The 23,210-nt window shown below is 70.9% G+C and carries 17 protein-coding genes; 7 read left to right on the top strand and 10 right to left on the bottom strand.

Going from position 1 to position 23,210, the window contains the following annotated elements; genetic code table 11:
- Positions 1–18: 18 nt before the first annotated feature.
- Entirely contained in the window at positions 19–1,665 is a 1,647-nt protein-coding gene (locus OV208_RS38960; protein WP_267579037.1) for a DUF692 domain-containing protein, read from the bottom strand.
- A gap of 35 nt (positions 1,666–1,700) precedes the next feature.
- Positions 1,701–2,153 carry a winged helix-turn-helix transcriptional regulator gene (locus tag OV208_RS38955; RefSeq protein ID WP_267579036.1) on the bottom strand — a complete coding sequence of 151 codons (453 nt, stop codon included), beginning with the start codon at positions 2,151–2,153 and terminating at the stop codon, positions 1,701–1,703.
- Between the two features lie 136 nt (positions 2,154–2,289).
- Here OV208_RS38955 and OV208_RS38950 point away from each other — a divergent pair, with 136 nt between their 5' ends.
- Both OV208_RS38950 and OV208_RS38945 read left to right on the top strand, forming a co-directional pair.
- Positions 2,290–3,069, top strand: coding sequence for an SDR family NAD(P)-dependent oxidoreductase (locus OV208_RS38950; protein ID WP_267579035.1), 780 nt, complete (start codon positions 2,290–2,292; stop codon positions 3,067–3,069).
- Positions 3,070–3,207: 138 nt separating this feature from the next.
- The gene (locus OV208_RS38945; protein WP_267579034.1) at positions 3,208–3,957 is read left to right on the top strand and encodes an SDR family NAD(P)-dependent oxidoreductase; all 750 of its coding nucleotides are present in this window, start codon (positions 3,208–3,210) and stop codon (positions 3,955–3,957) included.
- Positions 3,958–4,000: 43 nt separating this feature from the next.
- On the opposite strand, the gene OV208_RS38940 is transcribed toward OV208_RS38945, so the two are convergent.
- Positions 4,001–4,417, bottom strand: coding sequence for a hypothetical protein (locus OV208_RS38940; protein ID WP_267579033.1), 417 nt, complete (start codon positions 4,415–4,417; stop codon positions 4,001–4,003).
- A 125-nt stretch (positions 4,418–4,542) separates the two neighbouring features.
- On the opposite strand from OV208_RS38940, the gene OV208_RS38935 reads away from it, so the two are divergent.
- The 3 genes from OV208_RS38935 (at position 4,543) to OV208_RS38925 (ending at position 8,483) form a co-directional block, all read left to right on the top strand.
- Positions 4,543–5,346 (top strand): GNAT family N-acetyltransferase, encoded by an 804-nt coding sequence (locus tag OV208_RS38935; RefSeq protein ID WP_267579032.1) that lies wholly within the window; start codon positions 4,543–4,545, stop codon positions 5,344–5,346.
- Between the two features lie 209 nt (positions 5,347–5,555).
- Positions 5,556–6,827 (top strand): hypothetical protein, encoded by a 1,272-nt coding sequence (locus OV208_RS38930; protein WP_267579031.1) that lies wholly within the window; start codon positions 5,556–5,558, stop codon positions 6,825–6,827.
- A 195-nt stretch (positions 6,828–7,022) separates the two neighbouring features.
- A complete protein-coding gene (locus OV208_RS38925) occupies positions 7,023–8,483 on the top strand; it encodes a PAS domain-containing sensor histidine kinase (protein ID WP_267579030.1) in 1,461 nt (486 codons plus the stop codon).
- 873 nt (positions 8,484–9,356) lie between these two features.
- On the opposite strand, the gene OV208_RS38920 is transcribed toward OV208_RS38925, so the two are convergent.
- The 3 genes from OV208_RS38920 to OV208_RS38910 are packed head-to-tail and all read right to left on the bottom strand — an operon-like array spanning position 9,357 to position 11,650.
- Positions 9,357–9,920 (bottom strand): carboxypeptidase regulatory-like domain-containing protein, encoded by a 564-nt coding sequence (locus OV208_RS38920; RefSeq protein ID WP_267579029.1) that lies wholly within the window; start codon positions 9,918–9,920, stop codon positions 9,357–9,359.
- Between the two features lie 39 nt (positions 9,921–9,959).
- Positions 9,960–10,772 (bottom strand): TIGR02452 family protein, encoded by an 813-nt coding sequence (locus tag OV208_RS38915; protein WP_267579028.1) that lies wholly within the window; start codon positions 10,770–10,772, stop codon positions 9,960–9,962.
- 56 nt (positions 10,773–10,828) lie between these two features.
- Positions 10,829–11,650 (bottom strand): hypothetical protein, encoded by an 822-nt coding sequence (locus OV208_RS38910; protein ID WP_267579027.1) that lies wholly within the window; start codon positions 11,648–11,650, stop codon positions 10,829–10,831.
- A gap of 382 nt (positions 11,651–12,032) precedes the next feature.
- On the opposite strand from OV208_RS38910, the gene OV208_RS38905 reads away from it, so the two are divergent.
- Entirely contained in the window at positions 12,033–15,176 is a 3,144-nt protein-coding gene (locus tag OV208_RS38905; protein ID WP_267579026.1) for an ATP-binding protein, read from the top strand.
- Between the two features lie 33 nt (positions 15,177–15,209).
- Here the strand turns inward: OV208_RS38905 and OV208_RS38900 are convergent, their stop codons facing one another.
- The 4 genes from OV208_RS38900 to OV208_RS38885 all read right to left on the bottom strand — a co-directional run bounded on the left by OV208_RS38900 (position 15,210) and on the right by OV208_RS38885 (position 21,022).
- Positions 15,210–16,856, bottom strand: coding sequence for a M20/M25/M40 family metallo-hydrolase (locus OV208_RS38900; protein ID WP_267579025.1), 1,647 nt, complete (start codon positions 16,854–16,856; stop codon positions 15,210–15,212).
- An 89-nt stretch (positions 16,857–16,945) separates the two neighbouring features.
- Positions 16,946–18,970: a glucans biosynthesis glucosyltransferase MdoH gene (gene mdoH / locus OV208_RS38895; RefSeq protein ID WP_267579024.1), complete on the bottom strand. Its 2,025-nt coding sequence runs from the start codon at positions 18,968–18,970 to the stop codon at positions 16,946–16,948.
- A gap of 43 nt (positions 18,971–19,013) precedes the next feature.
- Positions 19,014–19,517 carry a hypothetical protein gene (locus tag OV208_RS38890; RefSeq protein WP_267579023.1) on the bottom strand — a complete coding sequence of 168 codons (504 nt, stop codon included), beginning with the start codon at positions 19,515–19,517 and terminating at the stop codon, positions 19,014–19,016.
- Positions 19,514–21,022 (bottom strand): glucan biosynthesis protein, encoded by a 1,509-nt coding sequence (locus OV208_RS38885; protein WP_267579083.1) that lies wholly within the window; start codon positions 21,020–21,022, stop codon positions 19,514–19,516. Before OV208_RS38885 ends, OV208_RS38890 begins: the two co-directional genes overlap by 4 nt.
- Positions 21,023–21,561: 539 nt before the next feature.
- On the opposite strand from OV208_RS38885, the gene OV208_RS38880 reads away from it, so the two are divergent.
- On the top strand, positions 21,562–23,031 hold the full coding sequence (locus OV208_RS38880) for a DEAD/DEAH box helicase (protein WP_267579022.1): 1,470 nt from the start codon (positions 21,562–21,564) through the stop codon (positions 23,029–23,031).
- Positions 23,032–23,210 lie beyond the last annotated feature (179 nt).

The raw sequence follows: 23,210 nt of genomic DNA, 5'->3' as shown, positions 1-23,210 counted from the left end.
TCCGACAACTCGCCCGCCTTATGCCCGCCGCAAGAGCCCGCGCGCCTGCCCTTCCGCGAACGCCCCCGGAGGCACGTCCCCCACTGGAAGCGGGCCGTCTCCCAGCGCCCACAGCCCCTCCACCACCCCTGGCGACAGCGTCACGACCTCGAAGCCCTGCGCCCTGCGGCGGATGGCGAAGCGCCACGGCCCTGGGCCTGGCCGGGCTGCTACCTGCGCCAGGGCTTCCAGGCCGGACAGCTCCATCGCGCCACACGCCCACGCACGGCCGGTGAGGTGCCGCCGCAATGCGCGTGTGGCGAACACCAGCTCCGTGAGGTCCGCCGGGAAGGAGCCCAGGCGGACGTCCTCGGCCAGGGCCACCTGTCCGGGCGCCGGGGCTGGCGGCGTCTGGAGGAAGGCGTGCGGCAGCATCATCTCCAGCGACAGCGCCGCGGCGAAGCCGTCCGACTGGGAGGCCATCGCGCGCTTGCGGGCCCAGGACGCGAACGCGTGGGACAACGATTTGCCCAGCCCGTCGAAGAGCGCCCGGTACTCACGTGAGCGCGTGAAGGACTCCAGCCCCTCCGGCGTTGCCGCGAGCAACAGGCGCGTCAGGGGCCAGTCCTTGTCCAGTTGCTCCGCCACCACCGCGAGCCGGAAGTCCCGGTCCGCGCGCGTGCCCTCCGGATCCTCATCCTCCGTGGCGGGCGTGACGCCGTGGCCCGCGTCGAACAGCGCCCACGGCCGGCTCTCCCCGGTGAGCGCGGGCACGGGTTCGCGCGAGGCGGGGATGTCGAGGGGCGACCGGGACTCCTTCGGCACCAGGGCGCGCAGGCGGCGCAGCGACGCGAGCGCCACCTCCAGCGGATGACCATCGCCCTCGAAGGTGACGGCGCGCAGGCGCTTGCAGCGGGGAAGCACCTCGGCCAGGAGTTCGAACAGCTCCTCGCGCACGGGCTGCGTGTGGTCATCCACGTAGAAGGACCGGGGCCCCCGACGCGTCACCACACCGCCCGCCAGGTGGATCTCCACGACCTGATCCAACGGGAAGCCCTCCAGCCCCGCGCGCAGCGGCAGGCCCGCGGAGAGCTGGTGGCTGAAGAGGTGGCCCAGGTCCAGGAGCAGCGGCAGGCCCGTGCGCGCGTGCAGCTTCGCCATGAAGTCCAGCGCGTGCATCCCTCCGCGCGTGGCGAGCACCGCGGGGTTCTCCACCACCAGCGGGACGCTCAAGCCCGCCTGGATGTGGAGCGCGTGCGCCGCGCAGTCCCGCAGGCCCGCTTCGTTGAACGGCGGCGTCACATAGAGATAGCCCGGGAAGGGCTGGCCGCCCGCGTGCCACCAGCCGACGTCATTGCCCACCCACGGACTGCCCACGGCCTTCGCGTGCGCGTCCAATTGGGCGAGCGCGGACGCGGGCTCCAGCTCCGGCCCGTAGAGGTTCAGGTGAACCGGGTGGAAGAGCACCGGCACGTCCGCGCGCCGTCGCCACATCTCCGGGAAGAGCGTGGCCTGGGCCCTCGCCTCTTCCAGCGCGATGGGCGCGCTGTACTCCACGAAGTCGAAGAGCCCGGGGGCCGTGTCGAGCAACCGGTACGGATGCGGCACGTCCGAAGCGCTCAGGTTGCTGCTCAGTCCCAGCCCCATCCAGGGCAGCGTCCACGATTCCGGTGCAGGGCGCGTCATGGACACACCCTAACCAGCCCGAGCCCCACCTGGCGCTAGCGTTCTGACGGAACCCGCTCCGCCCGCGTGTCCTGGGAGGTCAGCAGCCGCCCATCCGCCGCACGCACCTCCAGCGGTTTCAACGGCAGGCCGTGCGCCTTGTCGCGCAGCTCCGTGCGCACCTCGCCCTCCTGGAAGCAGTGCTCCCGGCCCCACTCGCCCAGGGCGACCAGAATGGGAAAGAGGCGTTGGCCCTTTTCCGTCAGCACGTACTCCTGCCAGGCGCTGCCATCCGACGCGGGCTGAACCTCCAGGATGCCGTGCGCCACCAGGTGGCGAAGGCGCTGCGACAGGATGTTCTTCGCCACGCCCAGGCTCTTCTGGAACTCGCCAAACCGGCGCAGCCCCAACTGCGCGTCACGAACAATCAGCATCGACCACCAGTCGCCGATGACGTCCAGCGACCGGGCCACGGGGCAGGCCACCCCCTCCATGCTCGTCCGCTTCATCCTCGCCTCCTTCCGGCCCCCGGCCGGGCCCCGTTCCCCAGAGGGGAGCGTGCTTCTGGTTGCATAACGAAACCACCGCGTTTAGTCATTCCTCGTTCGGTTTCATCATGAAACCAATTACACCGGAGGCACGACGATGCGGCTCAAGGGAAAGACGGCGCTGATCACGGGCGGCAACAGCGGCATCGGGCTGGCGACGGCGCGACTGTTCGTGGCGGAGGGGGCTCGCGTGGCCATCACCGGGCGCAACCGGGAGACGCTGGACGCGGTGGCGAAGGAGCTGGGGGCGAACGTGCTGGCGGTCCAGGCGGATGCCACGGATCCGGCGGCGCTGGAGCGCGCGGTGGCGGCGACGGTGGAGCGGTTCGGTGGCCTGGACATCGTGTTCGCGAACGCGGGCATCGCGGGGATGACGCCCGTGGGCAAGACGTCGCAGGAGACGTTCGAGTCCATCCTCGGGACCAATGTCACCGGCGTCTTCTTCACGGTGCAGGCCGCGGCGGCGCACCTGAAGGCGGGCGCGTCGGTCATCCTCACCAGTTCCGTGCACAGCGAGCTGGGGATGCCGGGCTACTCCGCCTACGCGGCGAGCAAGGGCGCGCTGAAGGCGATGGCCAGTGTGTGGGCGTCGGAGTTCGCGCCCCTGGGCATCCGGGTCAACGTCGTGTCCCCGGGCGCGACGCGCACGCCCATCTGGGACGCGCAGGCCCCCAACCCGGAGGCGTACGCGCAGTTGGACAAGGCGCTCTCGTCCACCATTCCCCTGGGCCGCATGGGTGAGCCGGAGGAGATCGCGAAGACGGTGCTGTTCCTCGCCTCCGACGACGCGTCCTACGTGCACGGGCAAGACATCTTCGTCGATGGTGGCATCAACGGCGCACCGGCGGGGTTGCCCTTGCTTCGCGCTTCCCGATAGGGCCCGGGCCCCGCGTCGCGAGGGGCCCGTCAGGCCCCGGACATCGCGGCGGAGTGCGGAGCTCAGTGCAGGGATTCACGGCGCGGTCCCGGGCACGATGCCGGGGCCGCTTCACCTTTCACGAAGGAAAAGCTCCTCATGACCTCCTCCCTCAAGCCCACCGCGGTCGTCGTGGGCGTCGGCGCCGAACAGGGCCTGGGTGCCGCGCTCTGCCGGAAGTTCGCCTCGCAGGGGCACCACGTCCTCGTCGCCGGACGCACGCAGGCGAAGCTGTCGCGGGTGGTGGACGCGCTCGTCGCGTCCGGCGGCAGTGGCGAGGCGGTCGTCACGGATGCGACGAAGGAAGCGGACGTCGTGCGGCTGCTCGACCGGGCCATGGTGCCGGGAAACGGCTTCGCGCCCACGGACCTGGTCGTGTTCAACGCTGGCAACAACCGCCACATCCCCTTCCTGGACGTGGACGCCGCGCTGTTCGAGGAGTTCTGGCGGGTGGGCTGCTTCGGCGGGTTCCTCGTCGGACGCGAAGCGGCCCGGAGGCTGGTGCCGCTGGGCCGGGGCACGGTGCTCTTCACCGGCGCTTCGGCCAGCCTGCGCGGCAAGGCGGGCTTCGCGCAGTTCGCCGCGGCGAAGGCGGGCCTGCGGATGATCTCCCAGAGCATGGCGCGCGAATTCGGTCCGCAAGGCCTGCACGTGGCCCACGTCCTCATCGACGGCGGCATCGATGGCGAACGGGTTCGCACGCTCGCGCCGGAGCGGGTGAAGGCGCTCGGGGAGGACGGGATGCTGGACATCGACGCCATCGCGGAGACGTACTGGCAACTGCACCGCCAGCACCGCTCCGCGTGGACGCAGGAGGTGGACCTGCGTCCCTTCAAGGAGTCGTTCTAGCCAGCGCCGGGGGCCGGACGGCTCGCGCCCCGCCTCACGATTCTCAGGACTTCGACTGCCGTGCGGCCTCGCGCGCGGCTTCGAGCGTGTCATCCACCGCGGACTCCACCGCGTCGCTCACCAGCTCCGGGGCGGACTTGCGCCAGCGCTCCAACGACGCTTCGTGCATCGCCTCCGGGTCCTGAAGACGCGCGTCCGTCTCCGGCGCGACCTCCGCGATGCAGTCCGGGCACACGCCCTCCAGCGCTTGCGACCACACCTCCAGGTGCGTGGTGATGAGCACGCCCTCCATCGCCAGGGCCTCGCGCAGCCCGCGCTGGCCCGCGCCGCGCATCTGCGTGCCGTGCACCCGGTCCAACATCGTCCGCATCCACGAAGCCACCGCCTCGGGTCGGGGACACGTCTGCCTGCCACATACCCGGCACGTCAGCTGCCAGGGCTGCCCTTCCAATGGGTTCATCGCGTCACGCTCCTCGCTGCCCCGGTTCTGTCCCGCTTTAGCAAGACCCCTGCCCTCACGCACGTAGACGTGAGGCGCCGAGAATGCGGAGAATCCCTCCCCCCGTTCCCCTCCCGAGGTGGCCCTTGTCCCGAGCCGAGATCGACGAATCGCACGCGCAGTTCCGTGGAGCCTGGAGGCTGTTCGCGCTGGGCTTGCCCGGGGGCGAGGTGGTGGAGCGGGCGGACGTGTTCATCGCCGCGGGGCACGTGGCGTGGTCGCTGATGAACATGGCGTTCCTCCCGAAACCCGCGGAGACGCAGGCCGACCTGGAGCGCGCCGTGGACTCGGCCGCGCGCTACTACGCGCAGGGGCCGCATGGCTGGGCCTTCACGCTGACGCCCGACTGGCTTTCGCCCGCGCTGCGCCCCCAGGCGGACGCGGTGCTCGCCTCGCGCGGACTCAAGCCCGGCATGTTCATGACGGGCATGGTGGCGGACCGTCTGCTCGCGCCGGTGCGACCGCCGCCGACGCTCGACCTGCGACCGGTGCGGGACGAATGGGGCCACAACGCGATCGCCGACGTGAATGCCGCCTGCTACGACATGCCGCAGGCGAGCGGACGGGAGGCCCTGGCTGCGCCGGGCATCTACGGACCGGAGTGCCGGGCCTTCGTCGGATGTCACGACGGGGTCGCGGGGACCACCACCGCCGCGCTGCGCGTGGACGGGGTCATCTACATCGCGCTCGTGGCCACCCTGGCCCAGCACCGCCGCCAGGGCTCCGCCGAAGCCGTGCTGCGCCATGCCCACACGGAGGCGAAGAGGGCGTGGGGTCTGGAGCGCACGGTGCTGCATGCCACCCCCGCTGGCGCCCCCATCTACCGGCGCATGGGCTACCGCGACGTGACGGGCTTCGTGTCCTACTTCGCCCCGCCGAAGGGCGCCTGAGCCCCCGGGTGGAAGCCGCCATGCGACCGCGGGGCCCGTGAAGCGGCTCCCCCACCAGGGGAGCAGTCCGTCCCGCCCCAAGACTGCGCCAGCCCAAGCGTCCTGAAGCCAACGACGCCCCCCCCCGAAGTCGGGGGCCGGGGGTTGGAACCCGGAGGCGAATGCCTAACCTGGAGCGCCACCCCACCCCCACACCCTGGACCTCTTCCGTGGCGATCCCCACTCGCAACGACGTCCTCCCCCCTGTGTTCTCGCTCCGCGCGCTTCCCGCGCTCCTGGCAGCGGCCCTTCTCTTCTCCACGACCTCCGCGCGCGCGCAGTCCGCGCCCACGCCCCTGGAGGACAACCGCACCATCACGCTGGGCTACATCGACATCGCGTATGAGCTGGGCGGCATCATCGATCCCACCCTGCAACCCGGTGGCACCAGCAACGCACGTCCGAACTGGTTCACCTTCGCGCCGCATGCCTCGCAGGCCGGTGGCAAGGGCATGTACAGCGCGGCGCTCGCGCGAAACTTCATCGCCGCGGCGCGGCTGCAGCCCTCGCTTTCACTCACGAACGCGTTGGACCGGCTGGGGCTGAGCGGCGTGCTGCGAGGCCAGCTCCAGGACCTGTCCCTCCAGCTCATCGCGCAGGGCCTCACCACCGACGCGGCCGCCGCGCTGAGCGTGATGACGAGCTCGCTCAACGTCGGGGTGCTCGCGGATGTACGCACCCTGCTCGCCACCGCGTCGCGACTGGGCGCGCTGTACGCGAGCGCTCCGGGCCTGTCACCGCTCGACAAGACGGAAGTCATCGTCGTCACGCTGGAGCGCACGCTGCACGAGGGCAACCTCGCCATCTTCAACGACATCGGCGGTTCGGCGCGCCTGTACCTGGACTGGCGCGCCGCGGCCACGGGCCCCATCACCCCCGCGCGCGTGCTCGCCGAGTTCACCCTCGTGGACGCCATCAACACGGAGGCGCAGCAGGCGTACACCTACGCGCTCGCGCACGCGGAGGACAGCCCGCGCCCCAACCGCATGGACCTCATCTTCCCCGGCCTGCACTGGAAGAGCCTGCTGGTGGCCGCGTTCGCCGTCTACGAAGAGGCCCGGCTCGCGCCCACGCCCGCGCGGCGCGACGCGCTCATCGCCATGGGCACCAACTTCGTCGCGTGGCGCGAGCAGCTTGACCAGGCCCAGCCCGTCTTCACGCCCGCGGGCTCCCCCACCGACGAGGTATCCCGCGCGGGGGTGCTCCAGGCGCTGACGCCGCTCCTGATGACGGACTTCGGCACGGTGCGCTGGAAGTACGCGGACTACGCCTACGCCCAGCCGGACCGCGACGGCAACCCGCTCACCTCCCCTCCTTCCGAGTACAGTTGGGCGGACTTCATGGATCGCTGGAACGGCATCCTTTTCGCGTTCGACGCGTCCTATGCCCGGCCCTCGGAGTTGTGGGTCATGCCGGAACCCCTCACGGATCCGCTCGGCTGACAGACAGTCGCGCGACCTGCCTGGGCTTGCTTGACGGGCCCGGGGGGCGTGCGGGAGCGTGTGTTCCTGATGAGTCCCCTGCCCGGTGGTCCGTTTGAACCCGCCCGCCATGCCTCCGCGGACGACCTTTCTGCACCCGGCATGGGCCCCCTGAAGGATCCCACGCAGCTTCCGCTTCCGGCCGACGAGGCCAGCATGTCCGCCCAGACCCGCTTGCAGGTCCTGCGGGAGATGATGGCCGAAGCGTTCCTGGCGCTCGATGCGCAGGGGAACATCCATGACTTGAACCACCGCGCCGCGTCCCTGCTGGGCCTGCCGCATGGGCGCTGCGAGGGGCTAACGCCGTGGACCGCGCAACCGGCGCTGGCCGGGACGCCCCTGCACGAGCGCCTGCTGGATGCGCTCACCACGCGCGAGCCGGCGCGGTTCCTGTCGGAGTTGCCGTCCGGGGTGTGGCTGGAGGTGTCGGTGCGCCCCGTGGGGGGTGAGACGTGGGTGCTGGCCACGGACATCACCCGCCGGCAGCGCGCGGAGAACGAGGCCGCGCGCACCGACGAGCGCTTCCGCCAGATGGGCGAGCGATTCCAGGTGGCCCTGGAGTCCGCGCAGATGGCCGTGTGGGAGACGAACCTCGTCACCGGGCAGGTGTTCCGCTCGGAGGGCCACGACCGGCTGTACGGGTATCCGCAGCCCCTGTCGGAGTGGACGCACGAGCAGTTCCTCGCGTCGCTGCACCCGGACGACCGGCCCGCGGTGGAAGCGCAGGTGTCGTCCATCTTCCACAACGACGTGCTGTCGTACTCCTCCACGTTCCGCACGCACTGGCCGGATGATTCGTGGCACTGGCTCAACAGCCGGGCGCGCGTCATCCGCGACGCCAACGGCCGCGTGATGGTGGTGCGTGGCGCCATCCTGGACATCACCGCGCTCAAGGAGACGGAGGAGGCGCTGCACGAAGCGGTGCGCACGCGCGACGACTTCCTGTCGCTGGCGAGCCACGAATTGCGCACGCCGCTCACGTCGCTGCGCCTCCAGATGGATCTGGTGCGCCGACTGGCGCAGGTGTCCCCCAACGAGCCCCTGGGGTCCGCGAAGGTGACGGGGCGGCTGGAGTCGTCGGACCGGCAGTTGAAGCGGCTGGGCGCGCTGCTGGACAACCTGCTGGACGTCAGCCGCATCCGCACCGGCAAGCTGGACTTCGAGCTGACCCACGGAGACCTGGCGACGGTGGTGGAGGACCTGGCCGCGCGCTTCGCGGACGAGGCGAAGCAGGCCGGCGTCGAACTGGAGGCACGCGTGGACGGGCCGGCCCCGTGCCGGTTCGACCGCCTGCGCATGGAGCAGGTGGTGAGCAACCTCATCGCCAATGCCCTGCGCTACGGCCGGGGCACGCCGGTGCACGTGTGGCTTCGCCAGCAGGACGGCGAGCTGCGGCTGACGGTGCGGGACCACGGCCCGGGAGTGCCCCCTGCAGAGCGCGAGCGCATCTTCCAGCGCTTCGCCCAGGCGCAGGGCTCCGCGCGCACGGGCGGGCTGGGGCTGGGGCTCTACATCGTGCGGCAGATATTGGAAGCACACGGCGGACGCGTCTGGGCGGAGGAAGCGTCCGGCGGCGGTGCGTGCTTCGCGGTGACGTTGCCCGTGGACGCGGCGTAGCCATGCCCAGGACCTGCCCCCGCACCGTGCGTCCACGCTCCAGGACGATGTCGGGCAGGACGGTGCGCGGGGACGTCAGCGTCTCCACCACGCGGCGCAGGGGCGCGAAGTGCCTCGCCTCGAAGATCAACTCCACGGGCGGCGACGCGACTCGTGGAAGCGTGAAACGTCCTTCGGGATCCTCGAACGTCGTCCCGAGCACCTTGAAGCGGCCCACCGGCCGACCATCGGGGGCCAGCACCCGGCCATCGAGGACGCTCTCCTCGACCTTGAACGCGGGGAACGACAAGGACACGTCCCGGGCATCGGCGGCGACCTCCACGAACTCCTGGGATCCGCTCAGGCGAATCCGCTGGGGACCCTTGAGCAGGTGCTCCATCGCGAAGCGTCCCTGCGCATCGGTCGTCGCCTCGGTCAGGCTCCTGGGGCCTCCTTCCTTCTCGCTCCCCGCCTCCGCGAAGAGCCGGACACTGCTCAATGGATGTCCGCCTGGACCGACGACTCTTCCCTGAAGGGCTTCACGTTCCTTGAAGCCATCGAAGCTCAGCACCACCTCCTGCGCCTGCCCTGGCACCACCGTGAACTCCGCGGCGGAGGTCCAGGTGGAAGGCCAGGGCGCGTACGAGGTCGCCACCCGGTAGCGCCCTGGACGAAGCCTCTCGTAGATCACGACCCCGTCCGCGGAGACACGGTTCCAGGAGTGCTCTGCTGAGTCGAGCTGCTCCAGCTCCGTGTCGTAGATGTTCATCGGCCGGCCGTCTGGCGCCACGGCACGCACCCGCAACCTGCCCGGCGCGGTGAAGGTGACCTTGAGTTCACGGGGCAGTGAGTCGAAGGCCTGCCGGATCCAAGGGAAGCCCGTGCGCTCGGCGATCAAGACGCCCGCCCCTGCCCCACGCCCTCGAATTGGAAACGGGCATCCTTGTCGCTGACCTCGGTCAGCCGGGGCGCTGTCTCATCCTCGGGAACCCAGGAGAGTTGCGCGTCCACGACCGGCGCGCCGAAGTCATCCACCACGAACCCTGACACCGTGCCTCCGGGCTGGAGCGTCATCGTCACGGTCGCCGGATGGTCGCGCCCGAGCCGCACGTCCGTGTCCACGAAGGACTGGTAGCCCGGGGCCCTGGCCCTAACGATGTACCAGCCGGGAGGAAGCCGGAACTGCCCCGTGCCACCTGGGTCCGTAATGCCAACGACGACCGAGTTGTGGCGGGCCAAGGAGCTGTTCTCACGTGCTGGCCGCGCGAAGAAGATGACGTCGGACAGGGGCTGTCCCTCCACGTCCCGCGCCACGATCTTGAGGGGCACCTTGAGGGGAGCGTCCTTCGAGGCACGCGCCCCGGACGACTCCGGCGTCACCGGGACTCGGGACGCGGTGCCCACGCACGAAGCGCTCGCGAGCACACCCACCACGAGCCCCACCCAGCTCCATCGCATGCGCCCACGCGAGCAGGCGCGCGAGCGAGCACGGAACCGTCAGCCGAAGCGTTCGCGGAACGTGCGCAGGTTGGGCCCCTGCCCGTCGCGCTCATACACGGCGAACACCACGCGGCTGAACGCCCCCTGCATCGTGGTCAGCCCGCGAGCGAACGCCTCCGCCGCGTCGTGCGGGTTGTTGCGAAACGCGCCGCAGCCCCACGCGCCCAGGATGAGCGTGCGGTGCCCGTGGTGCGCCGCCACCTGGAGCACCTTGAGCGCCCGCTCGAACAGCACCTCCCGCAGCTTCAGCGCGACCTCCGGATCCTTCACCGGCAGCAGCTTCGCGTTGGGCGCGGGCGCGGTGAGCACCGTCACGGGAAACGGGCGCTCCAGCAGGTCGTAGCGCTCATTGCGGAAGAACGGCACCCCGGGCGAATACAGGAAGTGGTCCGTGTACAGCGGCGAGAGCACCTTGCGGTTCACCTCGTAGTACTCCGGCCACTTCAAGAGGCACGCGTACAGCGCCGAGCACCGCGCCAGGTCCTCCTCCTGCGCCTTCGAGCCCGTGAGGAAGCCGCCGCCCGGATTCACCGCCGACGCGAAGTTGAGCGCGAACACGTCTCGCACGCCCTCCAGCTCCACCAGCCGGCGCGCGGCCTCCCCCGTCTTCTCCGACGTGACCTCGGTGGTGTAGCCGCTCACCGCAGCCGGCCGCGTGAGGCGTTCGAAGTCACCGGGGCGCAGCAGCACCGTGCCCTGGACCGCGTGCGCCACGGCGTCCCGGATGGACACCTCGCGCCCGGAGAACGGCACGTAGGTGCCCTGTTCGGTGATGCGAAGCGTCTCGTCCGCGATCTTCGTCAGGGACATGACGCAGTCCTAGCACGGGCCTCCCTCCTCCTGGGAAGGAGGCCCGGTGCTCCCAGCTACTCGCAGCCGATGCGCTCGGGGGCCACCGCGACGTCGTCGATCCACGTCTCCGACGCCGAGTCGCCGTGCGGGTGCACGAAGCCGTAGCCCACCGCGAAGTTCGTGAACGGTCGAATGCCTACGTTCGGGAAGTCATACGCCAGCGCCCCGTCCACGTAGACCTGCGCGCGGCCCGTGGTGTCCGTCGCCTTCGTGCGCTTCACGGCCCACTCGATGCAGGCCCATCGGTTGGGCGCCATCGTCACCGTCAGATCCTCCTGGAGGTTCCAGCCCGTGCCCTTGATGCCGCTCCAGTCATCCAGCGCGAAGCCGCCGCTGTTCATCTGCTGCAGCTCGATGCCGCCGAATTCGGTCTCCTTGGGCGAGAAGAGGATGAAGTACGTCCCCATCACATCCTTGGGAGACGCCCGGTTCAGGTACACGTACGCGCGCGCGTAGAGCGCCGTGCCGAAGGTGGGGATGTCCTTGCGCAGGTGCGCGATGGCCTGGGGATCAGCCTCCGTGCCCGTCGTCTCATCGTGTCCCGGCTCCGTCACCACGTGCAGCGCGCCGCTGCCGGAGCGGGTGCGCGTGCCGTCAATGGTGATGGTGGCGTTGTGCTCCTCGTCCGGGGTCTTCCAGCCGTTCTGCCCGTTGTCGAAGTTCTCGCAGATGTACGCGGAGGCCGGACACTTGCCGGTGGCCTCGCCACCCGTGCCGCCGCCATCCGTCGTCCCCGCGTCCGTGTCGCCGCCCGTCGCCTTGTCATCACCACAAGCCGTCAGCGCGCCAAATGCGAGGGAAGCCATCATCAACGCCAGTGCCGAAGTCGAACGCATGAGTCCTTCCGGAGAGTGCGTCGCGGGCCTCGCGGTGTCGCATCGCGAACCCGGGACGTGCCGCAGTCCTAACACGGCCCCCCGTCCTGCTTGGAATGGGGCCCGGCAGACCCTGCGACACCAGCAGGCGGCCAGGCCCGAACGTCGAAGAAGGGAGGCCCCGCGGGACCATACGGCTGTCGTCCATTGATGGATGCGCGCGCGGCGCGATCACAAGTGCTCATTAGCGGCGCCCTGCCCTACCCGACAGGTGCACGTTGCCGTTTTGGCCCGTACTGCTTTCCATGTGAAGGGCTGACGTCAGGGGCGTCACCCTCGCGGGCAACACGTCGGCACCGGGGTGGGAGCAGGTGGGGTTTCCGGCATCGGGGAGAGCAGCGGCATGGCAGAGGCCTTCAAACTCACGGTCGTCGCGCCCACGGCCGACGAGGCGCCTTCTGGCCGTGACGAGCCGCCCCATGCCCACCTGCCGCCCACCGGTTCGGTGGCGCTCGTCTTCACCGACATCCAGGGGTCCACGCGGCTGTGGGAGCGCTGTGGCACGAGCATGCGCGACGCGCTGGAGCTGCACGACGGCGTGCTGCGCGCCCTCCTGCTGGGCACGGACGGCTATGAGGTGAAGTCGCAGGGCGACGCCTTCATGGTCGCCTTCGCGTCCCCGGTGGAGGCGGTGCACTGGTGCCTGCGCGCGCAGGAAGCGCTGCTGCACGTGAGCTGGCCCGCGTCCTTGCTGGCGGAGCCGGACGCGGCGGAGGAGGACGGGCCGGAAGGGCTGAAGCACCGGGGGCTGCGCGTGCGCATGGGGGTGCACGTGGGCGAACCCGACTACCGCATGGATCCCTCCACCCACCGGTTGGACTACCTGGGGCCGCCGGTGAACATCGCCGCGCGCGTGGCGGATGCGGGCCACGGCGGACAGGTGTTGTTGAGCGGCGCGGCGTGGGCACGCGTCGCGCCGGAGCTGGCCTCCCTGGGCATGCCCGTCGCGCGCACGCTGGGGGCCTTCCGCCTGCGCGGCGTGGGCGACAGCGTCACGTTGGTGGAGGTGCTGCCCGCGTCCCTGGCGCACCGGCGCTTCGGAGCGCTGCGCGCGCCCAGGGATCGTCCCGGCAACGTGCCCGCCTCGCGGCAGGATCTGGTGGGGCGCGGCGAGGAGCTGGACACGCTGCGCCAGTGGGTGCGCGAAGGCGCGCGGCTGATCAGCATCCTGGGCCCGGGTGGCATGGGCAAGACGCGGCTGGCCACCCACTTTGGCGGGCTGGAGTCGGACGCGGGCGGTTGGGAGGGCGGCGTCTGGCGCTGCGATTTGGAGGAGGCACTGACGGCGGGCGACCTCTGCCATGCGGTGGGACGGGCGCTGGGCGTGCCCCTGGCGGCGGACGGGGATGGCAGCGCGCCCGCGGAGCGCCTGGGCCGGGCGCTGGATGGCTGCGGCGAGGTGCTGGTCATCCTCGACAACGTGGAGCAGGTGGTGCGCCACGTGCCGGAGACGATCGGCCGGTGGCGGGTGCTGGCGCCGCGCGCGCGCTTCCTCGTCACCACGCGCGAAGCCTTGCGGCTGCCCGGGGAGCGCGTGCTGGACCTGGCCCCGTTGAGCCTGCCCGATCCCGAAGAGACGCGCCGGGACGTCATCCTGCGCTCGGACGCGGTGCGCCTGTTCGTGCAACGGGCGCACGAGGCCCGCGGCGACTTCCTCCTGACCGACGCGGAGGCCCCGCGCGTCGCGGACATCGTGCGGCAGTTGGACGGCATCGCGCTCGCCATCGAACTGGCCGCCGCGCGCGTGAGCGTGCTGGGCGTGGAGCAGCTTCGCGAGCGGCTGACGAAGCGCTTCGAGCTGCTGCGCGTCGGACGACGGGACGCGACCGCGAGGCAGGCGACGCTGCGGGGCGCCATCGACTGGTCCTGGAACCTGCTGGAGCCCGCGGAACGCGCCGCGCTGGCGCAGTGCTCGGTGTTCCGGGGTGGCTTCACGCTGGAGGCGGCCGAAGCGGTGCTGGTGCTGCCGGAGGGTTCGCCGGACGTGCTGGAGGTGTTGCACTCGCTGCGCGCCCGTTCGCTCCTGTGCGCACGGGAGGTCGGAGCGCCCGGGGGGTTCCTGCGCCTGGGCCTGTACGAGAGCATCCGCGAGTATGCGGCCCTGCGCCTGCGCGAGCGCGGTGACGAAGCGGCCTGCGAGGCCCGGCACGCGGACACCTATCTCCAGCTCGCGGGCCGTCTGCGGGAGCGCGTCCAACGCACGGGAGGGGCCACGGCGTTGCGCCGCCTGGCCCTGGAGCGGGAGAACCTGCTGGCCGCGTGCGACAACGCGATGGCCGTGCGGCCAGCGACCGCGGAGTCGTTGGGCCGCGCGTTGGAGACGCTGGTGTCGCTGGAGCCGGATGCGCGCACGCGCGGGCCGGTGGGCCTCTTGCTGGAGCGACTGGAGCGGGCCCTGGAGGCGTCGGCCCACGTGCCGGTGGCGCCGCTGAAGCGCGCGGAGGCGCTGGCGGTGATGGGCCGCGCCTACCTGGACGCGGGCCAGCCGGAAGCGGCGCGCCGGGCGTTGGAGCACGTGCGGACCGTCTTCCACGCGCTGGGCGAGGCCGCGGCGGAGAAGCGCGTGCTCGTGGACCTGTCCATCGTCGCCCGCCATGCCGGGGACGTGGCGTCCGCGTGGACGCTGATGCACGACGCGCAGGCGCTCGCCTCGGAGGGCGACCGCTGGCTGGAGGCATACGCGGTGGGGAACCTGGGCCTCGTCGAACAGGTGCGGCGCGGCCCGGAGGCGGCCATTCCACACCTGCGCGCGTCGCTGGCGCTGTTCCGCGAGGTGGGCGACGTGACGTTCGAGGTGGGCTTCCTCACCAACTGCGCGGTGGCCATCGGCGAGGCGGGCGACGGCGGCGAAGCGGTGATGTTGCTGGGCGAGGCCCTGGCCCGCGCATCCAGCGTGGAGGACCGCACCGGCGAGGCCCTGGCGCGGCTCAACCTGGGTTGCTACCTGCTGGACGCGGGCGGCGTCACGGATGCGAGCGAACACCTGGAGTCCGCGGTGCGCACCTCGCGCATCATGGGACAGCGCCTGCTGGAGGGCACGGCCCTGGGAGAGCTGGGGCGCGCGTCGCTCGCGCGAGGTGACTGGAAACAGGCCCGCGCGGCCCTGGGCGAAGCGGTGACCATCCTGGGGCGGACGTCCCGCTGGCAGGCCCTGCGCTTCATCGCGCACCGCGCCGCGCTGGAGGCCGCGTGTGGTGAGCTGCGGATCTCCCGCCAGTGCTTCGCGGAGCTGGAGGCCGCGCCCGAACTGCGCGAGGACCCCAGCCTGCGCCAGCTCGTGAACCTGCTGCGCGCCGCCCTGGACCTGGCCGAGGCCAGCGCCGCCCCGGCGGACAGCATCGTGGGGCACGAAGCCCGGAGCGCGGCCCACCGGCGCATGGAGGCGGCCCGGAACGCGCCGCGCGAAGCGGCCTCGTCGGACATCCGCAGCGCGCTGCGCTTCCTGGAGTCCCATCTCGGCGTCACCGATTCACTCCAGGGCGCCTGAAGCCCCTGCCCCGTCCACACGAGGCGCCATGCCCTAAGGCTTCGCGGCCGGGACCTTCGCGGGCTCCGCCGCCGGCTTCGCGAAGCGGCGGAAGAAGCTGTCGTCGTTCCAGCGCGGACGGTCGGGCGCATCCGCCACCGCGCGGGTCATGGCGGTCAGGAACGTGATGAAGCGCGCTGCGCCCTCGCGGTCCACGGGCTGCTGGGACAGGTCATCCGACGGGGCGTGGTAGTGCTCGGCCAGCCACTGCTTGAAGAGCTTCTGCTCCTCGGAGCCCGGGGTGTAACCGAACTTGAAGAACAGCGCGGGCACGCCCTCGCGGATGAACGAGTACTGGTCGCTGCGCACGAACAGGTTGCGGTCCGGCTCCGGATCCGCCAGCACCCGCACGCCCTGCTTCGCGGCCACGTCGGAGAGCGCCGCCAGGAGCGTGGACTCGTCCTTGCCGTGCGCCACCACGCTGGTGAACGGCCAGTGGGGCATGAACATGTCCAGGTTCAGGTCCGCCACCATGGACGTGATGGGCACGGGCGGCCGGGACGCGAAGTACTTCGACCCGAGCAGGCCCTTCTCCTCGCCCGTCGTCAGCGCGAACAGCACCGAGCGCTTCGGCTTCTGGGGCTGCTCGCGCAGCACCCGAGCCACCTCCAGCAGCGCCGCCACGCCGGAGGCGTTGTCCATGGCCCCGTTGTAGATGCGGTCGCCCTTCACCGGATCGCCGATGCCCACGTGATCCAGGTGCGCGGTGAGCACCACGTACTCCTTCGCGAGCACCGGGTCGGAGCCGGGCATGACGCCCACCACGTTCATCGACTTGAGCGGCTTGGATTCAATGGCGAGCTTCACCTTCAGGCGCGCGGGCAGGTCGAACTTTGGCAGCGGCTGGTCCGCGTTGGCCAGCGCCACCAGCGCCTCGTAGGTGTGCGGAGCGCCCTCGAACCACTTCTGCGAATGGGCCACGTTCGTGACGACCGCCACCTTCATGCCGCCCGAGTCGTTGAGCGAAGGATCCGCGAACAGCACCGTGGGATTCCTGCTGGCAGCCACCATCCGCTCCCAGGGGAGCTCCAGCAGCTTGGGGTTCTGGAGGTAGACGAACCCCACCGCCCCGGCGCTCTTGAGCACCTTCACCCGCTCCGACCACGCCGAGAAGTGGGACTTCACCGGGCCCGGGATGTTCGAGGGTCCGCCCTGGAGCAGCACCACCACCTTGCCCTTGAGGTCCAGGCCCGCGAAGTCGTCGTAGCCCTTCTCGGGGATGGACAGGCCGTACCCCACGAACACCAGGGGCGCTTCCACGGTGCCACTGTCGCCCTGCCGCGCGGACAGCATCACGTCCTCGCCCTGCACCAGGGGCAGCGTCTGGCCGCCGCGCACGAGCGCGACGCTGGACTTCGCCTCCACGATCCGGCGCGACCGCAACGCCATGGGCTGGAGGAAGCCCGTCTTCAACATCGGCTTCACGCCCAGCGCTGCCAGCTCCTTGGAGACATAGCCCGCGGCGGTCTCATACCCCTTGCTGCCCGTGTCGCGTCCCTCCATCGCGTCACTGGAGAGGATCTCGATGTGCTTCCACCACCGGTCTCCCTCGGACACGGGAGCCTCGGCGGCGAAGGCCCCCAGCGAGATGAATGGCGAGACGAACAGCGCGAGCGCGGCGAGGGAAGAAGCTCGGGTCATGAAGGCTGCGTCTAGGGCGAAGACCGCCCCGGCGCAACCGCGATGACGCCTCCCCAGACGCCAGGAAGGAAGGCGCCTGCGGGACAGCTTCAGGCCCGCGCGCCCAGCCGGCGACCGCGCAATTCGGACAGCGTGCGCGCATCCAGCAGCACCGCGGACTTCTCCTGCTGGGACAGGGGCTCCACCGCGCCCGCCAGCAGCTTGCGCCGCGCGGACGCGAGCGCTGCGGGAACCCCCGCCGTCGGGTGGGCCTCCAGCAGCGCCAGGTGCAGCGCGTGCGCCCGCGGATCCGAGAGCACATGGTCCAGCGCGTCGTCCACCGGCTCCATCCCCTCCTCCGACAGCTCCTGCGCGCGCACCAGCACGGAGGGAGGCGTCACCTCCTCGGGGATGAGGAACAGGCCCCGGCGCTGCGCCCACAGGCCCAGCGACGCGCGGGCGGTGAACACGGAGATGGCCGGGGCCAGCCACAGCCCCAGGATGACGGGTGACAACCACGCCAGCATCCCCGGCGCCACCGCGACCGTCAGCGCCGCGAGCACGACGCCCACCGCCATGTGCCACTTGTGCCGGCGGAAGGCCTCCGACCACGGCAGGTCGGTGTCCTCGCGCTGCTGGCTGGACCACGACACCCGGTAGCCCAGGAGCGTCCCGAACACGAAGTGCGACTGGAAGAGCATCATCACCGGCGCCATCAGCGTGGACACCACGCCCTCCAAGAGGACGCTCAGCGCGAGCTTGAAGCGGCCACCCATGCGCGTCGCCTCCGCGCGGTCGGCCAGCACCAGCCCCAGGCCCATCAGGCGGGGGATCCACAGCATCGCCAGCGACAGGACCATCAGCCGCAGCGCGCCCGCCGTGTCGAACGCGTCCCCTCCGGGCAGCGTGGACTGGAAGTCCACGAACGTCGTGGGCGCGAAGAACCACTCGTGCAGCGCGGCGAACAGGCCCGACACCAGGAAGATGAGCCACAGGGGCGATGCCACGTAGGACATCACGCCCATCACGAAGTGCGCCCGGCTCATCGGGTGCAGGCCGCCCGCCATCACCAGGCCCAGGTGCTGGAGGTTGCCCTGGCACCAGCGGCGGTCGCGCTGCGCGTACGCGAGCAGGTCCGGGGGCGGCTGCTCGTAGCTGCCCCCCAGCTCCGGAACCAACCACACCGTGTAGCCCGCGCGACGCATCAGCGCCGCCTCCACGAAGTCGTGGCTGAGGATGTGGCCGCCAAAGGGCTGCTGTCCTGGCAGCACCGGAAGGCCGCAGTGCTCGATGAAGGGCGCCATGCGCAGGATGGCGTTGTGGCCCCAGTAGTTGGAGTCCCCCAACTGCCACGCCGCCGCACCCGCCGCGACGATGGGGCCGTAGATGCGGCCCGCGAACTGCTGCAGGCGCGCGAACAGCGTGGAGCGACCCACGTTCTGCGGCGGCACCTGGAGGATGCCCGCGCCCGGGTTCAATTCCATCAGCCGGGCCATGCTCACCACGCTGTCGCCCGCCATCAGGCTGTCGGCGTCCAGCACCAGCAGGTAGTCGTAGCGGCGGCCCCAGCGCTCGCAGAACTCGGCCAGGTTGCCGGCCTTCTTACCGGTGTTGTCGAAGCGGCGCCGGTAGAAGATACGGCCCTGCCCGCCCACGCGGCGGCACAGCTCCGACCACGCCAGCTCCTCCGCCACCCACGCCTCCGCGCGCGTGGAGTCACTGAGCACGTAGAAGTCGAACGCGTCCAGGTGCCCGGTGGCCGCGATGGATTCGTACGTGGCCTGCACGTGCGCGAACACCGACGCCGGATCCTCGTTGTGCACCGGCATCACCACCGCGGTGCGGCGCGTGAGCGGCCCGGCGGCCTCCGCCTCCGTGGGCCAGCGCAGGCCCGGCACGCGGCTCTTCGACACGAGCTGCACGAAGCCCGCGACGCCGCCCCAGAACGACAAGGCAATCCACGCGAAGCACAGCGTGAACAGCATCAGCACGAACACTTCCGGCACCGTGGTGCCCCGGGCGCTGAGCAGCCGGTGCATCTCCACGGAGGCGAACCCGGTGGTCAGGGCCGCCAGCCCCAGCACCATCACACGGCGAGGGCGGGCCATGGCCGGCGAGTACGGTTCGGCGTTCATGATGACGGTGCTCCAGTGGACGACGCGGGGTGGAGGGTGCGGCCTAGCGCGACGGCGACACGCCTGCCTGGCTGTTGGCCGGACGCAGCCAGCGGCGCAGCATGTCCATGACGGGATTGAGCACGAGCACCTGCTCGCGCATCTGGCAGGGCACTTCCGCCGGAGCCGCCATGGGCACTGCTTCACACACCGCCCGGCGCCACGCCTCCGGCAGCGCGCGAGGCTCGCGCATCAGCACGTCCGCGCCCCAGCGCGCACCGCCCACCAGGACGAACGCGGCCCGGCCGCGCACCATCAGCGACGGACCCACCTGAGACGGCCCGAGCACCTCCGCCAGCCACCCCTCCACCCGCCAGCGCGCGAGCGCCAGCGCGGCTTCCGGAGACAGCGACAGGTCGCGGGTGCCCAGGACCCAGTTCGCCAGGCGCTCCAGGTCTCCACGGCCACTGAAGCCGAAGTCCTGGAAGAAGCCCACCAGCGCGTCGTGGGTGTCCACGCGGGCCTGGGGCATCGCCGGGGCGAAGGAGAGGAAGGGGTGCGTGGTCACGGAATCCACAGGTAGCTCCAGGTCTCGGTGAGGGTCTCGGAACCGCGTTTCAGGAAGCAGCGGAGCTCGACGGGTCCTTCTCCGTCAGGCATCAGCTCGAAGGCCGCGCGATAGCCACCGGTGATGGCGTGGACTTCCGCGCGCGGGTGCAACACCTGCCCACGGGAGGCGGTGACGACCGCTTCCACCGGACCCGTGCCGTCCTCCGTGTTCTGCGTGAAATCGAGGACGAAGCGACGCGCCCCCGGCTTGCTGCCCGCGGCGACACGCGTCGCCGCGACGACCGACCCCAGGGACTTCACACCTTCCGGCGCGAAGCCCCACGACAGTCGATACGAGAATTCAAGCTGTGCACCCGCCGCCAGCGGCGCATCCGGTACCCAGAAGGCGACGATGTTGTCGTGGATCTCCTCGCGGGTGGGCAGCTCCACCAGCCGCACGGAGCCCTTGCCCCAGTCGCCCACCGGCTGCACCCAGGCACCCGGGCGACGCTCGGAGCGCGCTTCCAGGTCCTCATAACTGGTGAAGGCCTGGTCGCGCTGCAAGAGGCCGAAGCCCGACAGCCCGTCCGTATGGAAGCTGCTCACCTGGGTGTGCTTCGGGTTCTTCAGCGGGCGCCACAGCTTCTCGCCGTTCTTCATCCACACGGAGAGGCCGTCGGAGTCGTGCACCTCGGGACGGAAGTCGTCGAAGTCGCCCCGGTCGTTCTCTCCAAAGAGGAACATGCTGGTCAGCGGCGCCAGGCCCAACTGCCGCACCTGCTTGCGGGCGAACAGCGTCGCCGTGATGTCCATCACCGTCTGCTCGCCCGGCTGGATGACGAAGCGGTAGGCGCCCGTGACGCTGGTGCTGTCGAGCAGCGCGTGCACCACCACCTGGTCCGAACCCTCCGCCGGCTTCTCCAGCCAGAACTCGCGGAACGTCGGGAACTCCTCGGGGCCCTGCAGCGCCGTGTCGATGGCGAGCCCGCGCGCGGACAGGCCGTACAGGTTGCCCTTGCCCAGGGCGCGGAAGTAGCTGGCGCCCAGGAAGGCCACCAGTTCGTCGTAGTAGCCCTTCGTGTTCAGCGGCGCGTTGAGGCGGAAGCCCGCGAAGCCATTCACCTTCCCCTTGGGCGGCGTGCCCACCAGGGGCCCATAGGTGAATTGATCCGTGGAGAAGGGCACCGGGCGCGCCTTGCCTCCGGACACCTCGTTCACCTGGACGGGACGCGTGTAATAGAAGCCCGGGTGGAAGAACTGCGCCCGGAACTGGAGGTTCGCGTCACGCCACAGGGAGCTGGCGTCGCGGAAGCGGATGTCCCGGTACTGATCGTAGGTGAGCTTCTCGAAGGACGGCGGCACCCCGATGGGCGGCTCCTGGTACGGCTTCGCGGCCAGCGCGCGGGCCCGCTCCTTCACCGTCTCCATGGAGAACCCCGAACCCCGAGCCGCCACGGACGTCGTCGCCGGCTTCGGCTGCGCGCACGCCAGCGTCGCCGCGCACAACCCCACACCCCAGGCCATCCCCACCGTCTGTCGCTGCCACCGCGTCAATTCCCGCTCCTTCCGGGTGCTCACTGCCCGCGCCTTCACGGCGCGACGCGGCATAGGCTAGCAACGGTCGTGCCAGGCGACAGGGGCTGGGGAATTTCCCAATGAATCCAGGCACCTGTCCAAGGGCAGATATTTGCTGTCCAAAGGATTTCGGTGGTTTGGGAGGGCGGGCGAGGGAGGGGGCCACCGCCGCCTGGACTGGGGAGTTGGGGATGTGGAGGGCAGCAGGCATGCAGCCCTGTCCGAAATCTCCACAGGGGCGGGCCGGCCGGGCGGGATGGATTTCCCGGGACATTGCCCCCCGTTGCAGGCAGTGTGGTTGGACCGTGGGCCGCACCGGGAATTCTCCCGGGGGTCCTACGGGTTCCTGGACACTTCCAGGTGCTTCGGGCCGCTTCGCGGCCTGACCGCGCACCGCCAGGCGCCCCCGCAATTTCGCGGGAGGGCGCGCTGCGCGGTCGGCCCCCCGCCTGAGGGGGAAGCGCGCCAACCCATCATCGCGGGATTCCATGACGTTTGACGAACTGCAGTTGACTGAATCACTCCTCAAGGCCGTGAAGGCCGAGGGCTACACCACGCCGACGCCCATCCAGGTGAAGGCGATCCCGCATGCACTGGCGGGCAAGGACGTGCTGGGCGTGGCCCAGACGGGCACGGGCAAGACCGCGGCGTTCGCGCTGCCCATCCTCCAGCGGCTGTCGGCGAAGGCTCCGGCGGGCGGCGCGCGTCCGGTGCGCTGCCTGGTGCTGACGCCCACGCGCGAGTTGGCCAGCCAGGTCAGTGAGAGCTTCGGGACCTACGGCAAGAACCTGCCCCTGCGCCACGCGGTGGTGTTCGGCGGCGTGGGCCAGACGCCGCAGGTCCAGGCGCTGCGCCAGGGCGTGGACATCCTGGTGGCGACGCCGGGCCGCCTCTTGGACCTCATCGATCAAGGCCACGTGACGCTGCGCGCGCTCGAAGTGTTCGTGCTCGACGAGGCGGACCGCATGCTGGACATGGGCTTCATCCATGACGTCCGGCGCGTCATCAAGGTCCTGCCGAAGGAGCGCCAGACGCTGTTCTTCAGCGCGACGCTGCCGCCGGACATCGTGGACCTGGCGCGCAACATCCTGAAGGATCCGGTGCGGGTGGAGGTGTCGCCCGCGTCCACCACCGCGGAGACGGTGAGCCAGCAGGTGTACTTCGTGAAGCGCGAGGAGAAGCGCGCGCTGCTCACGCACCTGCTCCAGGACGTGAAGGCCATCCCGCGCGCGCTGGTGTTCACGCGCACGAAGCACGGCGCCAACCGCGTGGCCAAGCAGCTCACGCAGGCGGGCGTGCGCGCCGACGCCATCCACGGCAACAAGAGCCAGAACGCCCGCGAGCGCGCGCTGGACGAGTTCCGCGCGGGCACCCTGCGCGTGCTGGTGGCCACGGACATCGCGGCGCGCGGCATCGACATCGACGGGCTGTCGCACGTGTTCAACTACGACCTGCCCAACGTGCCGGAGCAGTACGTGCACCGCATTGGCCGCACCGGCCGCGCGGGCGCCAGCGGCCAGGCCGTGTCGTTCTGCGACTCCGAGGAGCGCGAGTACCTGCGCGACATCGAGCGCACCATCCGCCGCAGCGTGCCGGTGGTGGCGGACGCGAGCTTCCGTTCGCTGCTCCCCGCGACGCTTCCGGGCGACCTGGTGGAGGACGATCGTCCGCCCCTTTCGGGTGGGCGGGGCGGTGGCCGGGGCAATGGCGGTCAGCGCCGCGGCGGCAACGGTGGTGGTGGTGGTGGTGGCGGCGGACGGGGTGGCGGTCGCGGTGGTGGCCAGGGCCGCGCGGGTGGCGGCGGTCAGCGTCCGTCCAGCGGCGCGGGTGCCCAGGTGTCGCGCGGTGGCGGCCAGGTCCGTGCGCAGGCGAGCCGTCCTGCCGGAGCCGGTGCACCGCCTCCGGCCGCGGGGGCCAGCACGCCTCCGCCCCGGCGTCAGTTCTCCAAGTGGGGCTGAAGCCCCCTTCCCGGGTAGGGCGCGGCGTCTAGCGCCACGCCTTCCCGGGTGAGCACGGCTTCATCGACTTCAAGGCGCCCGGATCCTCCCACGAGGGTCCGGGCGTTCGACTGTCTGGGGGGTGGCCGGGGGTGGGAGGCTCGCGCCCTGGCGGATGGGGCGTGCTAGCGTCACGGCCC

This window comes from Corallococcus sp. bb12-1, assembly GCF_026626765.1.
Lineage (GTDB): Bacteria > Myxococcota > Myxococcia > Myxococcales > Myxococcaceae > Corallococcus > Corallococcus terminator.
The sequence above is the reverse complement of the archived record's forward strand: the minus strand, read 5'-3'. Positions and strand labels throughout refer to the sequence as shown.

Excerpts from the sequence above, each read along its gene's own strand:
- OV208_RS38880 (WP_267579022.1), top strand. The coding sequence starts at position 21,562 with ATGACGTTTGACGAACTGCAGTTGACTGAATCACTCCTCAAGGCCGTG.
- OV208_RS38955 (WP_267579036.1), bottom strand. The coding sequence starts at position 2,153 with ATGAAGCGGACGAGCATGGAGGGGGTGGCCTGCCCCGTGGCCCGGTCG.
- OV208_RS38910 (WP_267579027.1), bottom strand. The coding sequence starts at position 11,650 with ATGCGTTCGACTTCGGCACTGGCGTTGATGATGGCTTCCCTCGCATTT.
- OV208_RS38950 (WP_267579035.1), top strand. The coding sequence starts at position 2,290 with ATGCGGCTCAAGGGAAAGACGGCGCTGATCACGGGCGGCAACAGCGGC.
- OV208_RS38940 (WP_267579033.1), bottom strand. The coding sequence starts at position 4,417 with ATGAACCCATTGGAAGGGCAGCCCTGGCAGCTGACGTGCCGGGTATGT.
- OV208_RS38920 (WP_267579029.1), bottom strand. The coding sequence starts at position 9,920 with ATGCGATGGAGCTGGGTGGGGCTCGTGGTGGGTGTGCTCGCGAGCGCT.
- OV208_RS38900 (WP_267579025.1), bottom strand. The coding sequence starts at position 16,856 with ATGACCCGAGCTTCTTCCCTCGCCGCGCTCGCGCTGTTCGTCTCGCCA.
- OV208_RS38925 (WP_267579030.1), top strand. The coding sequence starts at position 7,023 with ATGTCCGCCCAGACCCGCTTGCAGGTCCTGCGGGAGATGATGGCCGAA.
- OV208_RS38885 (WP_267579083.1), bottom strand. The coding sequence starts at position 21,022 with ATGGCCTGGGGTGTGGGGTTGTGCGCGGCGACGCTGGCGTGCGCGCAG.
- OV208_RS38960 (WP_267579037.1), bottom strand. The coding sequence starts at position 1,665 with ATGACGCGCCCTGCACCGGAATCGTGGACGCTGCCCTGGATGGGGCTG.
- mdoH (WP_267579024.1), bottom strand. The coding sequence starts at position 18,970 with ATGAACGCCGAACCGTACTCGCCGGCCATGGCCCGCCCTCGCCGTGTG.
- OV208_RS38945 (WP_267579034.1), top strand. The coding sequence starts at position 3,208 with ATGACCTCCTCCCTCAAGCCCACCGCGGTCGTCGTGGGCGTCGGCGCC.
- OV208_RS38905 (WP_267579026.1), top strand. The coding sequence starts at position 12,033 with ATGGCAGAGGCCTTCAAACTCACGGTCGTCGCGCCCACGGCCGACGAG.
- OV208_RS38915 (WP_267579028.1), bottom strand. The coding sequence starts at position 10,772 with ATGTCCCTGACGAAGATCGCGGACGAGACGCTTCGCATCACCGAACAG.